12 protein-coding genes and 1 pseudogene are annotated in these 12,483 nt (G+C 66.9%); 6 read left to right on the top strand and 7 right to left on the bottom strand.

Translation table 11 applies throughout. The features are described from left to right. Positions 1–52: 52 nt before the first annotated feature. Entirely contained in the window at positions 53–646 is a 594-nt protein-coding gene (locus J2X45_RS00255; protein WP_310209650.1) for a DUF3052 domain-containing protein, read from the bottom strand. A 4-nt stretch (positions 647–650) separates the two neighbouring features. Continuing rightward, positions 651–1,448: a crotonase/enoyl-CoA hydratase family protein gene (locus tag J2X45_RS00250; protein ID WP_310209647.1), complete on the bottom strand. Its 798-nt coding sequence runs from the start codon at positions 1,446–1,448 to the stop codon at positions 651–653. 172 nt (positions 1,449–1,620) lie between these two features. Between J2X45_RS00250 and J2X45_RS00245 the strand changes: the two genes are divergently transcribed. The 3 genes and pseudogenes from J2X45_RS00245 to J2X45_RS00235 all read left to right on the top strand — a co-directional run bounded on the left by J2X45_RS00245 (position 1,621) and on the right by J2X45_RS00235 (position 5,528). Further along, entirely contained in the window at positions 1,621–1,983 is a 363-nt protein-coding gene (locus tag J2X45_RS00245; protein WP_096050685.1) for a response regulator, read from the top strand. Between the two features lie 50 nt (positions 1,984–2,033). Beyond that, positions 2,034–2,648, top strand: coding sequence for a pyridoxamine 5'-phosphate oxidase family protein (locus J2X45_RS00240; protein WP_310209643.1), 615 nt, complete (start codon positions 2,034–2,036; stop codon positions 2,646–2,648). Positions 2,649–2,674: 26 nt separating this feature from the next. Continuing rightward, positions 2,675–5,528, top strand: a pseudogene (locus tag J2X45_RS00235) (M16 family metallopeptidase). A 102-nt stretch (positions 5,529–5,630) separates the two neighbouring features. Here J2X45_RS00235 and J2X45_RS00230 read toward each other — a convergent pair. The 3 genes from J2X45_RS00230 to fliX all read right to left on the bottom strand — a co-directional run bounded on the left by J2X45_RS00230 (position 5,631) and on the right by fliX (position 8,441). Then, a complete protein-coding gene (locus J2X45_RS00230) occupies positions 5,631–7,235 on the bottom strand; it encodes a M28 family metallopeptidase (protein WP_310209641.1) in 1,605 nt (534 codons plus the stop codon). A gap of 130 nt (positions 7,236–7,365) precedes the next feature. Continuing rightward, entirely contained in the window at positions 7,366–7,794 is a 429-nt protein-coding gene (dksA, locus tag J2X45_RS00225) for an RNA polymerase-binding protein DksA (protein ID WP_010920436.1), read from the bottom strand. Positions 7,795–8,006: 212 nt separating this feature from the next. After that, positions 8,007–8,441: a flagellar assembly regulator FliX gene (gene fliX, locus J2X45_RS00220; protein ID WP_310209637.1), complete on the bottom strand. Its 435-nt coding sequence runs from the start codon at positions 8,439–8,441 to the stop codon at positions 8,007–8,009. Between the two features lie 230 nt (positions 8,442–8,671). Between fliX and J2X45_RS00215 the strand changes: the two genes are divergently transcribed. The 3 genes from J2X45_RS00215 to flbY are packed head-to-tail and all read left to right on the top strand — an operon-like array spanning position 8,672 to position 10,569. Next, a complete protein-coding gene (locus J2X45_RS00215) occupies positions 8,672–9,784 on the top strand; it encodes a flagellar basal body P-ring protein FlgI (protein ID WP_310209635.1) in 1,113 nt (370 codons plus the stop codon). Continuing rightward, positions 9,784–10,116 carry a rod-binding protein gene (locus tag J2X45_RS00210; RefSeq protein WP_310209632.1) on the top strand — a complete coding sequence of 111 codons (333 nt, stop codon included), beginning with the start codon at positions 9,784–9,786 and terminating at the stop codon, positions 10,114–10,116. The genes J2X45_RS00215 and J2X45_RS00210 overlap by 1 nt, the downstream gene beginning before the upstream one ends. Before the next feature lie 3 nt (positions 10,117–10,119). Then, a complete protein-coding gene (gene flbY / locus J2X45_RS00205) occupies positions 10,120–10,569 on the top strand; it encodes a flagellar basal body protein FlbY (RefSeq protein ID WP_310209629.1) in 450 nt (149 codons plus the stop codon). Position 10,570: 1 nt separating this feature from the next. Here the strand turns inward: flbY and J2X45_RS00200 are convergent, their stop codons facing one another. Next, positions 10,571–11,200: a 50S ribosomal protein L11 methyltransferase gene (locus J2X45_RS00200; protein WP_310209627.1), complete on the bottom strand. Its 630-nt coding sequence runs from the start codon at positions 11,198–11,200 to the stop codon at positions 10,571–10,573. A 15-nt stretch (positions 11,201–11,215) separates the two neighbouring features. Next, on the bottom strand, positions 11,216–12,475 hold the full coding sequence (locus tag J2X45_RS00195) for a DUF3422 family protein (RefSeq protein ID WP_310209624.1): 1,260 nt from the start codon (positions 12,473–12,475) through the stop codon (positions 11,216–11,218). Between the last annotated feature and the right edge of the window lie 8 nt (positions 12,476–12,483).

The following is a 12,483-nucleotide window of genomic DNA, read 5'->3' as shown; positions in this document are numbered from 1 at the left end:
AGGTTGAAAGCGGAGCGGAGAACAGCGCCAGGCCAACGAATGGCCCCGCCCCTCACCCGCCCTTGCGCTTCACGAACCGCAGCGCCGTGTGCGTGCTCGAGAACCCGCAGACCTTGGTGTCCGAGAACCCCAGGCCGCGCGCCGCGCCGAGGATATCGGTGTCCTTCAGCGGCGCGCCCTTGCCCTTGCGCGAGACGACCCAGATCGCGCCCTTGTCTGCCAGGGCGCCCTTCCAGTCGTCCATGCGGTCCAGATCAGCCAGGTCCTCGGCGGCCAGGAACAGGATGTCGATATCCTCGTCGGCCTCGACCGGCTCAACGCGGGTCGAGAGCTCTTCAAGGAAAGCCTCGTCCTCGACGCCGTCGATCACCACGGTCATGCCGGGCTTCACGCCCAGCTTGTCCAGGCGCGACGGCGGATTGAGGATCGCGTGGACCCACTTGGCGGCCTGGCCGGGCTCCAGGGTGAAGCGCGTGCCGTCGCTCAGGACCAAATCATCGCCCTCGGCGCGGACGTTCTTCAGGGCGTGGCCCTGATAGATGCCGCGCACGGCGCCCCGGAAGATCAGCTTGGGCGGTTCCCACAGGAGCTTGCCCTCGCTCTCCCCGTCGCTGAGCTGCCCCCAGGCGCGCGCTTCCTTGCCCATGACCTCAGGCGCCCTTGAACACAGGGCTGCGCTTTTCGAGGATCGCGTCGACGCCTTCCATGTGGTCCTCGGTGTGATGGGCGATGGCCTGGGCCGCCGCGCTCATCTCCATCAGGGTGTCATAGCTGGCGGTCTGGCCGTGCTTGAGCAGGCTCTTGGCCATGCGCAGGGCGTGCGGCGGCTGCTGGGCGATCCGTTCCGCCAGGGCCATGGCTTCGCCCATCAGGTCGGCGGCCGGGACGGCCTTGCTGATCAGGCCCCACTCGGCGGCCTTGGCCGCGTCGATGACGTCGCCGGTGAACAGAAGCTCGGCTGCGCGGCTCATGCCGATGGTGCGGGGCATCAGCCAGGCGCCGCCGTCGCCGGGGATCAGGCCCAGCTTCAGGAAGGTGACGCCGAACCGCGCGGTGTCGGCGGCGATACGGATGTCGGTCATGCAGGCCACGTCGCAGCCCAGGCCGATCGCTGCGCCATTGACCGCCGCGATCGAGGGAACCTCCAGGCCGTAGATGGCGCGGACGATGCGGTGGATGTTCTTGCGATAGCCGTCGCGGACCTTGACGCCGTTACCGCCGAACGCGCCTTCGCGGGCCTTCATCGCCTTGACGTCGCCGCCGGCCGAGAAGGCCTTGCCCGCGCCGGTCAGGATCACGCAGCGGATGTCCTGGTCGTCGTTGATCGCCTCGCAGGCCGCCGCCACCTGATCGCCGTCGCCCGGCGCACCGAGCGCGTTCATGGCGTCAGGACGATTCAAGGTGAGGATGGCGATGTGGCCACGCTTTTCGGTGAGGATCAAAGACAAGGGGCGCTCCTGCTAAGGCTTGTTTTTTCCCTCCATACCCTGCTTTACGGCCCGAGACAGCCGAAGCGGCGCGAAAGACGGCCGCTTCTCATCAGATCACGAAAAAGCGACTAGCCTATGAGCCCGACACGACATTGAAATAGGTCCTGGGACGACGGAGAAGGCTGCGGCGATGACCGAGCACGAGAAGGCCCGACACGTGTTGATCATCGAGGATGAAATCCTCGTCGCGTTCGAGGTCGAGGCCCTCCTGGCGGAACAGGGCTTCACCAGTTTTGATATCGCCGACAGCCCCGGCGACGCGCTGGCCCTTGCGCTGGCCAATCCGCCCGACCTGATCACTGCGGACTATCGTATCGTGGGCGGCACGGGCGTCGAGGCGGTTGAGGCCATTCAGCGGCAGCTGGGTCATATCCCGGTCGTCTATGTCACCGGCAACGCCGACCAGGTGCGCGACGGCCTCAAGCCCGTGGTCGACAAACCGATTTCGCCACGACATCTGGCCGAGGCCTGCGCACGCGCCTTCGCAGCCTGAGTTGTCGCGCCCGCCAGAGCCTCGTAGAAGCGAGGCCACGGGAGGATGCGATGCACGAGATCACCACCGTCGAGGCGCTCGAGGCCCTGTATCAGCCGGCGCCCCTTCCGGCCTCGACGGTCAAGGTCGCCGACCATATCACGCCTTACTACGCAGCTCTGATCCAGGCCTCGCCGTTCGTCGCCCTGGCGACCGTGGGCCCTGAAGGCCTGGACTGCAGCCCGCGCGGTGATCTGCCCGGCTTTGTGCGGATCGCCGATCCGCGTACCCTGATGCTGCCGGACCGGCGGGGAAACAACCGTCTCGACAGCTTGCGCAACATCGTCCGCGATCCGCGTGTGGCCCTGCTGTTCCTGATCCCAGGCTCGGGCACGACCTTTCGAGTCAACGGCCGCGCGGTGCTGAGCACCGATCCGGCGCTGCTCGACAGCTTCGCCGTGGACGGCAAGCCGCCGCGCACCGTGACGGTGGTGACCATCGAGGAAGCCTACTTCCAATGCGCCCGCGCGATCGTGCGCTCCGGGCTCTGGGCGATGGAAAGCCAGGTGGACCCAAGGTCTCTTCCGACGCCTGGCGCGATGCTTGCGGCCGCCACGGGCGGCGAGATCGGCGGCGAGACCTATGATCGCGGATGGCCGGATCGCGCGGCCAAAACCCTCTGGTAGTCCCAAGGGTCAAACTGCGCCCCCGGATGCTTGCCAGCCCCCCAGAACGCAACCTACGGTGCGCCCGCTCATCGGGGAGCGCCCTCCAAGCTGGAATGACCATGAAGAAGCTGTTCGCGTCCGCCGCCATCGCGGCCCTTGTCGCCGCCTCGCCGGCGCTGGCCGCCGCCCCCGCCAAGGCCGCGCCGCCGAAGGCTGCGGCCAAGGTGACGGGCGCGATGCCCTCGAGCTTGCCAAGCATCGACATCCCGCACACGACCTTCAAGCTGTCGAACGGCCTGACCGTCATCGTCCACGAGGACCACAAGGCGCCGATCGTCGCGGTGAACATCTGGTACCATGTCGGCTCCAAGAACGAGCCGGTGGGCAAGACCGGCTTCGCGCACCTGTTCGAACATTTGATGTTCAACGGCTCGGAGCACTTCAACGACGACTGGTTCAAGGCGCTGGAGAAGCTGGGCGCCACCGACATGAACGGGACCACCAACGAGGACCGTACAAACTACTTCCAGAACGTGCCGACGGCGGCCCTGGACCAGGTGCTGTGGCTGGAAAGCGACCGGATGGGCTGGCTGGTCAACGCCATCGATAAAGCCAAGCTGGATGAGCAGCGCGGCGTCGTCCAGAACGAGAAGCGCCAGGGCGAGAACCAGCCCTACGGTCAGGTCTGGGACATCATCACCGAGAGCACCTATCCCAAGGATCACCCGTACGGCCATTCGGTCATCGGCTCGATGGCCGATCTCGACGCCGCCTCGCTCGACGACGTGAAAACCTGGTTCAAGAACTACTACGGCCCGGCGAACGCGACGCTGGTCCTGGCCGGCGACATCACCGTCGCGGAAGCCAAGGCCAAGGCCGAGAAGTACTTTGGCGACATCCCATCGGGCCCGCCGGTGACGCGCCAGAAGGAATGGATCGCCAAGCGCAGCGGCTCGCAACGCGCCGAGATGCAGGACCGCGTGCCGCAAACCCGCATCTACAAGGTGTGGAACACGCCGGGCTTCGGCGCGGCTGACACCGACTATCTGGACCTGCTGGGCGAAGTGCTGGTCTCGGACAAGACCTCGCGCCTTCTACAAGCGCCTGGTGTTCACCGACCAGACCGCGACCGCCGTCAGCGCCGGCGTCAGCCCCAGCGAGATCGGCGGCCAGTTCCTGGTCACCCTGACCGTGAAGCCGGGCGGTGATCCAGCGGCCGTCGAAAAGGCCTTTGACGAAGAGTTCCAGCGCCTGCTGCGCGATGGACCCACGCCTGAGGAAGTGGCCAAGGTCCGCACAAACAACCTGGCTAACGTGGTGCGCGGCGCCGAGCGGATCGGCGGGTTTGGGGGCAAGTCCGATATTCTGGCCCAGAACCAAGTCTATCTGGGAGACGCCGGCGCCTATAAGCACAGCCTGGAGCGCGTGAAAGCGGCCAAGGCTTCTGATCTGGTGGCGGCGGGCCGCAGGTGGCTGAGCGACGGGGACTTCACCCTGACCGTCAGCCCCTTCCCCAACTACAAGGCCGCCGCCGTCGGCGCCGACCGCAAGGCGATGCCTGAGGTCGGCGCCCAGAAGCCGCCGAGCTTCGTCAAGCTGCACCGGGGCGTCCTTTCGAACGGTCTGAAGGTCGTGCTGGCCGAGCGTCATGAGACGCCGCAGGTCCAGCTGAGCCTGTTGTTCGACGCCGGCCAGGCGGCCGAGACCGCCGGCAAGGCCGGCGTCTCCTCGCTGGCGGTGGGCATGATGACCGAGGGCACCACCCAACGCGACAACCTCACCCTGAGCCGTGAGCTGGCCCAACTGGGCGCGTCGGTGCGCACCAGCAACGGCCTCGATACTTCGACGGTCTCGCTGAACACCCTGACCACCACCCTTGATCCGGCCCTGGCGCTCTATGCGGACATCCTGCGCAACCCGGCCTACACGCCGGAGGACCTGACCCGTCGCAAGCGCCTGTCGATCGCCGGCATCCAGCAGGCCAAGCAGAGTCCGAACGCCATGGCTTCGCGGATCCTGCCGGTGCTCGCCTATGGCCCATCCAGCCCCTATGGCGTGCTCTCGACCGAGGCCAGCGTCGGCTCGATCACGCGCGACGACCTGATCGCCTACCAGAAGGCGTGGCTGCAGCCGAAGGACGCCACCCTGATCATCGTCGGCGACACCACGCTGGACCAGATCATGCCCAAGCTGGAGGCTCAGCTGGGGAGCTGGACGGGCGCCCAGGCCAAGGCCAAGCCGCCGGTCACCGCCACGCCGGGCAAGGGCGCGGTCTATCTGATCGACAAGCCAGGCGCCCAGCAGTCGATGCTGATGGTTGGTAATCTGGTCCCTGCTCGTGATCCCAGCGATGAAGCCGCGATCGACGTCATGAACACCCTGTTCGGCGGCGACTTCGTCTCACGCCTGAACATGAACCTGCGCGAGGACAAGCACTGGTCCTACGGCGCCGGCAGCTTCGTGCGCGCCGCCCGCGGCACGCGCCTGTTCCAGGCCTACGCCCCTGTCCAAACCGACAAGACCGCCGAGTCGTTCGCCGAGGCCCGCAAGGAGCTGCTGGGGATCATCGGCGACAAGCCGATCACCGCCGCCGAACTGGCAAAGGCCCAGAACAGCCTGACGCTGTCTCTGCCCGGCTCATGGGAAACCGCCGCTGGCGTCGGCGGGTCGATCTCTGAACTGGTCAACTTCAACCTGCCCGACAGCTATCCGGAGAACTACTCGAACTATGTTCGCTCGGTGACGCTCGACGCCGCCACGGCTGCGGCCAAGAAGGTGATCAAGCCCGACGAACTGGTCTGGGTCGTGGTCGGTGATCGGGCCACGGTAGAACCCAAGCTGAAGGCCATGGGCCTTGAGCCTCGGAACATCGACGCTGACGGCAATCCGGTGAAGTAGGCTTACGAGCGCCGGCCTTCCCAATCCGAGGGGGCCGGCGCGTTACAAGAAAATGGCCCCAGGGGTCTGGGGCCATTCTCGGTCAGCCGCGCGCGACGGGGCCTACTTTCCGGTCGAAAACCGCCGGAAAAAGCTGTTCGGGAGCCATTGCGGGCGCTCGGGCGTGTTGGCGATCTCGCTGATCAGCGTCGCCATATAGGCGTTGAAACGTACCGCCGTCGGCAGATCGAAGGGCTGGGAAAGATCATCCTTCGGCCCATGATAGCGCTCGGCGCGCCATTGGCGGTCAGCGGCCGCTTCGGGAGAGCCTACCGGATGGGCCAGACGACCGGCCAGGGCCGGTACGCCGGTCCGGATGAAGCTGTACTGATCCGAGCGTACGAACGAGAGCTGGTTCGGCGCAGGATCTGGCATCACGGTGAAGCCTTGGCTGGCGGCCGCGCGCCGCGCCACGGGCCCCAGCGTCGACTCCTCTTCGCCCATCACAATGATGTTCGTCGCCGGACGCGAGGGCATGAACATGTCCATGTTCACGTTGGCGACGATGGCGCTCTTGGTCACGGTCGGCCGCTCGGCGAAGTACTGCGAGCCCAGCAGTCCCTGCTCCTCCGCTGTCACGGCGACGAACAGGATCGAGCGCTTAGGCGGCGTCCCCGTCTTCAGAGCGGCGGCCTGCTCAATCAGCGAAGCCACGCCGCTGGCGTTGTCCATCGCCCCATTGTTGATCGCGTCGCCGTCAATGGCGGCCCCCACGCCCAGACCGTCGAGGTGTGCGGTGAGGACGACATACTCGTTTGACAGGACGGGGTCCGAGCCGGGCAGCAGGGCGACGACGTTCGGCGATACGGCCGAGGTCGTCTCCCGCGCCACCGTCGCCTTAACGCTCTGGTTCAGCGCAAAGCCGGGCAGCGCCTTGCCCGCGTCAGCCAGGACCAGCAGGTCTTCCAGAGTCCGCCCGGACGCGGCAAACAACTTGCCGGCTTGGGCCGGGTTCATGGCGGCGGTGAAGAATTCTCCCTTCACAGGGTTCAGCGCCGGATCAGCAAGACGCATGGCCGGTTCGGTCGCGCGGAGCTTGGAGCGCGCCCATGGAATCTCGACCTGCTTGGGGTTCTGGATGGAGATCAGGCCAACGGCGCCAGCCTTCTCAAGCGGCTCCCAGCGTTCCCGAGCGGCGTGAGCGCGCAGCGAGGCTGAAACGTTCGAGGGGCCGCCACTCAGCACCACGGCGACCTTGCCGCGCAGATCGACGCCAGCGAAGTCATCGTGTCCGACTTCCGGCATGTGCAGCCCATAGCCGATGAAGACCAGAGGCGCGTCGGGAAGGTTCGCCGGCTGGGCGATCCGGGCGGTCAGCACCAGATCGTCCCCCAGAACGAGCGGCGTCGACACGCCGGCCGTGGTCAAGGTGACAGAGGAACGATCCGGGAAGACGCGCTGCACGGCGAACGCCACCGATTGCAGGTAGCCCTGCGTCCCGGCGGGTTTCAGGCCGTGGGCGGCGAAGCGGTCGGCGACATAGGCCGCAGCGCGGTCGTAGCCGGGCGTCCCGGCCAGGCGGCCTTCCATGCCGTCGTCGGCCAAAACCTTGACGTGGCTCCACCAACGCTCGGTCGCCGGCGGATCAGCGGCATGGGCCATGGAAGCAGACCCGATGGCGACAAGGGCCGCAGCAACGGCCCAGCGGAATGTCGAAAGCTTTTTCATGCCGTGGACTGTCCGGCGACCTGCACGCGCTTGCAAGAGCGGTGTCGAAAAACAAAAGCGGCCCCAGGCTCCCCGCCCAAGGCCGCTTCAAAACACACCAGTCGCCCCGGAGGGCGCGCCAAGTCGGCGCTTAGTCGTCGCGGTGGACGCGTTCGCGGCGCTCGTGACGTTCCTGGGCCTCGACGCTCATGGTCGCCGTCGGGCGAGCTTCCAGTCGGGCCAGGCCGATCGGCTCGCCCGTCTCCTCGCAATAGCCATACGAGCCGTCTTCGACGCGGCGCAGGGCCTGGTCGATCTTGGAGATCAGCTTGCGTTGGCGATCACGGGTACGAAGCTCAAGAGCTCGATCAGTTTCCGAAGACGCGCGATCGGCCAGATCGGCGTGGTTCTCGGTTTCTTTCTGGAGATGGGAAACCGTCTCGCGAGATTCGCGGAGGATCTCTTCCTTCCAGGCCAGCAGCTTCTGCTTGAAATACTCAAGCTGCCGGTCGTTCATAAAAGGCTCGTCCTCGGAAGGACGATAGTCGGATTTCTCTACTAGAACTGTGGCCGTTTGCATTAACGCCTCACGCCCCAATGAACTCAGCCCTCGAAGGCCGGGTGCTTATACCAAAAGGTGAGCCGCGTTCAATGAACCTCGCGTGAGCGGCGCGTTCAGAGGAACACTTTCGCTCGCGGAGACCGGAAGCGCGACGATGATGCAGACAAAACGCGCGAGCGGACCAAGCGCGGCGCGGAGATCGTGCGGCTCGGATCTCCGACCAAACCATGCTACCCGGCCCTGACCTGCAGCTTGGCCAGCTCGACGGCGGCGCGGGTCTCGATCTCGTTGAGAACCCCCTCCAGGCGGGGGTCGTCGGTGGCGTCGCGCTGCTCGCGGATCGCGCGCGACAGACGATCCAGAGCGCCGTGCGAGATCTCGCCGTCGATCAGGGCGATGCGAACTTCGCCCAGGATATCGAGGATATTGTCGGCGCGGCGCACCGCCCGCTTGCGGCGCTCCAGCGGACCCCCGACCGGGCCTGCCGCTTGCAGCGCGAGGAGCGCGTCGACCGATCCGACGCCCGTGAGCCCCCCGACCGAGGCCGTGCTGGCCGCACCGCTGGCGGCGTTAACCGAAGGCAGGGAAAAACCCGACGATCCACCGGCCGGCTTGGCCCGCGACGCGCCGGTCGCCGAGACGCCCCCCGTGCTGGAAACCTTCATCCGACAGCTCCAAAAGCCACGCGCGCGAGTCACTGACCTCGCCACACCAATCACTATCAGCCCCGGCGCTTGAAGTATGGTTAATGCCGGGCAGAATCTGCCGCGAGGCGCCGGCTATACGGCCGCCCATCGCAGAATCCCTTGAGTCACAAGGGATTGGACACGTTCATGAAACTGGCCCGCTTCTGGCAGGGGGCGGCGCGGGGACGTCTCCCCGCCACGGGACAGCCATGCCGCGTTCATTCTTTCGCACCGTTCTGACCGCCCTGGTCGCCGCGTCTTGCCTGGTGGGCGCGCCCGCCCTGGCCAAGTCGCGGATCAAGGACATCGTCGCCTTCGAGGGCGTTCGCGAGAACCAGTTGATCGGTTATGGCATCGTCGTTGGCCTCAACGGCACCGGCGATAGCCTGCGCAACGCCCCGATGACCAAGCAGAGCCTGGAGGCGATGCTCGAGCGGCAGGGCGTCAATGTCCGCGACAACAACCTGAACACCAAGAACACCGCCGCAGTCATGGTCACGGCCAACCTGCCGCCGTTCTCCGCCTCAGGATCCAAGGTCGACGTCACCGTCTCGACCCTCGGCGACGCCAAGAGCCTGCTGGGCGGCACCCTGCTGGTCACTAGCCTGCAGGGCGCGGACGGTCAGACCTACGCGGTGGCGCAGGGCACGGTGCAGACCGGTTCGGTCTCGGCCGGCGGCGCCTCGGGCAGCTCGGTCACCAAGGGCGTGCCCACGGCCGGTCGCATCGCGGGCGGCGGCGTCATCGAGCGCGAGACCGGCTTCCAGATGGTCAATATGGACATCATGCGCCTGACGCTGCGCAATCCGGACTTCACCACCGCCCGCCGCATCGCCGACGCCATCAACGCCAAGTTCCCCGGCTGCGCGCAGGCCCAGAACCCCACGATCATCGCCACCCGCCCTCCCCCCGGCATGGACATGATCAGCTTCATGACCAACATCGAGAACCTGACGGTCGAGCCCGACGGTCCGGCCAAGGTGGTGATCGACGAAGTGGCCGGCGTCATCGTCATGGGCGACGACGTGCGCATCAGCCAGGTCGCCATCGCCCAGGGCAACCTGACGATCACGGTCCAAGAGACCCCCGGCGTCAGCCAGCCGGCCCCTTTCAGCCAGGGCCAGACCGCCGTGGTTCCGCAATCGACGGTCAATGTCGAGGAAGAGAAGGGCAAGAAGCTTCTCACCCTCGGCGGCGCCCCCTCACTGAAGAGCCTGATCGGCGGCCTCAACGCGCTTGGCGTCACGCCGCGCGACATGATCTCGATCCTGCAGGCTGTGAAGGCTGCGGGCGCGCTGCAAGCCGATATCGAGGTGATGTGATGACCGTCCTATCCGCCCTGACCAGCACCCCACGCATCGACGCCGCCGCGACCACCGCCAAGCAACTGGTGACGTCGGTCGAGGAGAAGGCCAAGCGCGCCCGCATCGCCGAGACCGCCAAGAATTTCGAGGCCTCGTTCCTGTCGGTGATGACCCAGCAGATGTTCGAGGGCGTGAAAACCTCCGCGCCCTTCGGCGGCGGCAACGGCGAGGCGATGTTCAAGTCGATCCTGACCGACGCCATGTCCAAAGAGATCGCCAAGGCCGGCGGCGTCGGCCTTGCCTCCTCAATCCAGCGCGAAATGCTGAAGCTTCAGGGCCTGAAGGAGTAAGTCATGGCCATCGCCGCCGTAGACGCCGATGATCGCGTCCACCAGTTGATCCTGCTGACCGAGCGCCTGACCGACCTGATCGCCAAACAGGCCGTCGCGTTCGAGACCCACCGTCCGCATGACGCGGCCCAGCACGTCGAGGAGACCTCGAAGCTGGCCAACCTCTATCGTCACGAGTCGATGCGGGTTCGGGCCAATGTCGCCCTGGTCGAGAGCGCGCGCCTGGAGCTTCGCCAGCGCCTAATGCGCGCGACCGAGGCCTTTGACGCGGTCCTCGCCCGTCAGTCGCGCGCCGTGGAAGCGGCCAAGATCGTCACAGAGGGCCTGGTCCATGCGATCGCCCAGGAAGTCGCCAGCCAACGCGCGGCGCCGGCCACCACCTATGGCGCCGGCGGCATGGTCAATGACCGCCCGCAACATGGCGCTGCGATCACGCTGAATCGCAAGGCTTGAGTTAGATCAGTTCGAAGACGGCGGCCTCGCGGCTCGCCCCGCTTGGATCGCCGTAATCGGTCACAGCGTGGCGCGCCAACACGCGCAAGCGCTTAATCGGCAGTGGCGCGCGCCAGGGATCTCCGATCAGCACCATAAGGCCGGCCGCGCGACATCGGCGCAGGAAAGCCTCGGTCCGGGTCGCCAGGTCCGGCGCGTAGAACAGATCCCCGACCAACACGAGATCAACCTCGGGCGGCTCGCCCTCCAGCAAATCGGTCCGCAGGCACCGAACGGCGACGCCATTGGCCTGGGCGTTCAGCCGCGCCGCTGCGACGGCGCAGGGATCGACATCCACCGCCATCACGTCCGCCGCGCCCGCCAGGGCCGCCGCGATCGCCACCAGTCCTGATCCCGCGCCCAGATCCAGCACGCGCCGCCCCGTCACAGTCTGGGGCTTGTCCAGAACATGCCGCGCCAAGACCAGTCCCCCGCCCCAAGGTCGGGCCCAGTAGGGCGAGCCGAAATCAGCGTCGGCTTCGGCCAGCCGCGACAGGCCGCTACGCGGTCCGGCGCAATGCAGCCGCACCTCGGAAACGCCGGGCGCGGGCTCCAGCGGCAGGCGTTCGCGGATGAAGGCGTCGAGGTCCAAGCCCGGGACTAAGAGCTAGTCCCGCCCGCCGATCAACCGCTTCTTGCGGCGATGCAGGCTGGCGGCGGCCACGATCAGGACCAAGGGAACGAGGCCCGACAACAAAAGCTCGGCGCCGCCGGGCCAGCCGTGGAGCCAGGGCTTGAGCAGATAGCCCAGCAGACCCAGGACATAGTAGCCGACCGCAAAGATCGACAGCCCCTCGACGAGCCCCTGCAGCTTGGTCTGCAGTTGCAGGCTGGCGTCCATGCCGCGCAGGGTTTCCTGGTTCTGGCGGTCCTGGACCAGGCCGAGCTTGGTGCGCAGAAGGTCGCCGCTGCGCGCGATCCGCAGCGAGAGATCGTCAAGCCGCCGATCGGCCGCCTCTCGGGTGCGCATGGCCGGCAGCAGGCGTCGGGCGATGAACTCGCTCATGGTCGAGTGGCCGGGCGCCCGGCGCTCGCGCAGAGCTTCAAGGCGATCCAGTGTCAGCCGGTGATACGACTCGGTCGCGCCACGCCGAAACTGGTTCTTCGCCGCCCGCAGCTCCACCTCGGCCGACAGCGCCAGGAGCTGATCCAGAACCGCCTGACTGTCGTCGCCCGTCGCCAGTCCGCTGGTGATCGCCGCCAGCCGGGCCTCGGCCCCGTCCAGCCAGGCCAGCAGTTCGCGCGCCGGCGGGAAGCCGATCAGGGCCAGCTTTCGATAGTTGCCGATCTCGAGCAGGGTCTGGACCAGCCGCGACACCTCGTCATGGGCGAGGCCGTGGTTGGCGACGTGGATGCGACCGGTCCCGCCCTCGCGCAGGCGGAAGTCGCTCCAGATCCGCGCCGCGCCGTCGAAGACCTCGCACGAGACGCAGCGATGCAGGTCGATATGGCGCCCCAGCACCGCCTCGTCGGGTGGAGTCGCGCCCGGCGCGGAGACCGAGATCTCGACGCCGCGAAAAACTTCGCCAGGCGCGCCATAGAGCCAAAAAAAGATCTCCGACGGCTGAGCGTCGAACCCCAGCGAGTCACCCAGCGGCCCGTAGGCGAACCACGTCCAGGTCGAGAACTCCTGATGCCGCTCCCAGAGCCAGCCGCCCCCCTCGTCGGCCACCAGGACCCGACCGAGCGCTGGATCCTGGCCCGGCGCGACCAAGCCGACGAAGGCGGCTTCGGCGCCACGATCAGCGGCGTCCACCAGGAAAACCCATTGGCGCAGCCGGACCGGCGCGCGGTCCAGCGGCAGCGCCCTCAGATGCATCAGCTCGCTCAGCGCCACCCTCAGCGGATGATCTCGACCGCCGTCCATATCGTCCT

It is taken from the genome of Caulobacter sp. BE264, assembly GCF_031457805.1.
Lineage (GTDB): Bacteria > Pseudomonadota > Alphaproteobacteria > Caulobacterales > Caulobacteraceae > Caulobacter.
Note: the sequence above shows the minus strand (reverse complement) of the source record. Positions and strands in the feature narration are given on the sequence as shown.

Coding starts and splice junctions, on each gene's coding strand:
- J2X45_RS00255 (WP_310209650.1), bottom strand. CDS start 646: ATGGGCAAGGAAGCGCGCGCCTGGGGGCAGCTCAGCGACGGGGAGAGC.
- J2X45_RS00245 (WP_096050685.1), top strand. CDS start 1,621: ATGACCGAGCACGAGAAGGCCCGACACGTGTTGATCATCGAGGATGAA.
- J2X45_RS00240 (WP_310209643.1), top strand. CDS start 2,034: ATGCACGAGATCACCACCGTCGAGGCGCTCGAGGCCCTGTATCAGCCG.
- J2X45_RS00230 (WP_310209641.1), bottom strand. CDS start 7,235: ATGAAAAAGCTTTCGACATTCCGCTGGGCCGTTGCTGCGGCCCTTGTC.
- dksA (WP_010920436.1), bottom strand. CDS start 7,794: ATGCAAACGGCCACAGTTCTAGTAGAGAAATCCGACTATCGTCCTTCC.
- fliX (WP_310209637.1), bottom strand. CDS start 8,441: ATGAAGGTTTCCAGCACGGGGGGCGTCTCGGCGACCGGCGCGTCGCGG.
- J2X45_RS00215 (WP_310209635.1), top strand. CDS start 8,672: ATGCCGCGTTCATTCTTTCGCACCGTTCTGACCGCCCTGGTCGCCGCG.
- J2X45_RS00210 (WP_310209632.1), top strand. CDS start 9,784: ATGACCGTCCTATCCGCCCTGACCAGCACCCCACGCATCGACGCCGCC.
- flbY (WP_310209629.1), top strand. CDS start 10,120: ATGGCCATCGCCGCCGTAGACGCCGATGATCGCGTCCACCAGTTGATC.
- J2X45_RS00195 (WP_310209624.1), bottom strand. CDS start 12,475: ATGGACGGCGGTCGAGATCATCCGCTGAGGGTGGCGCTGAGCGAGCTG.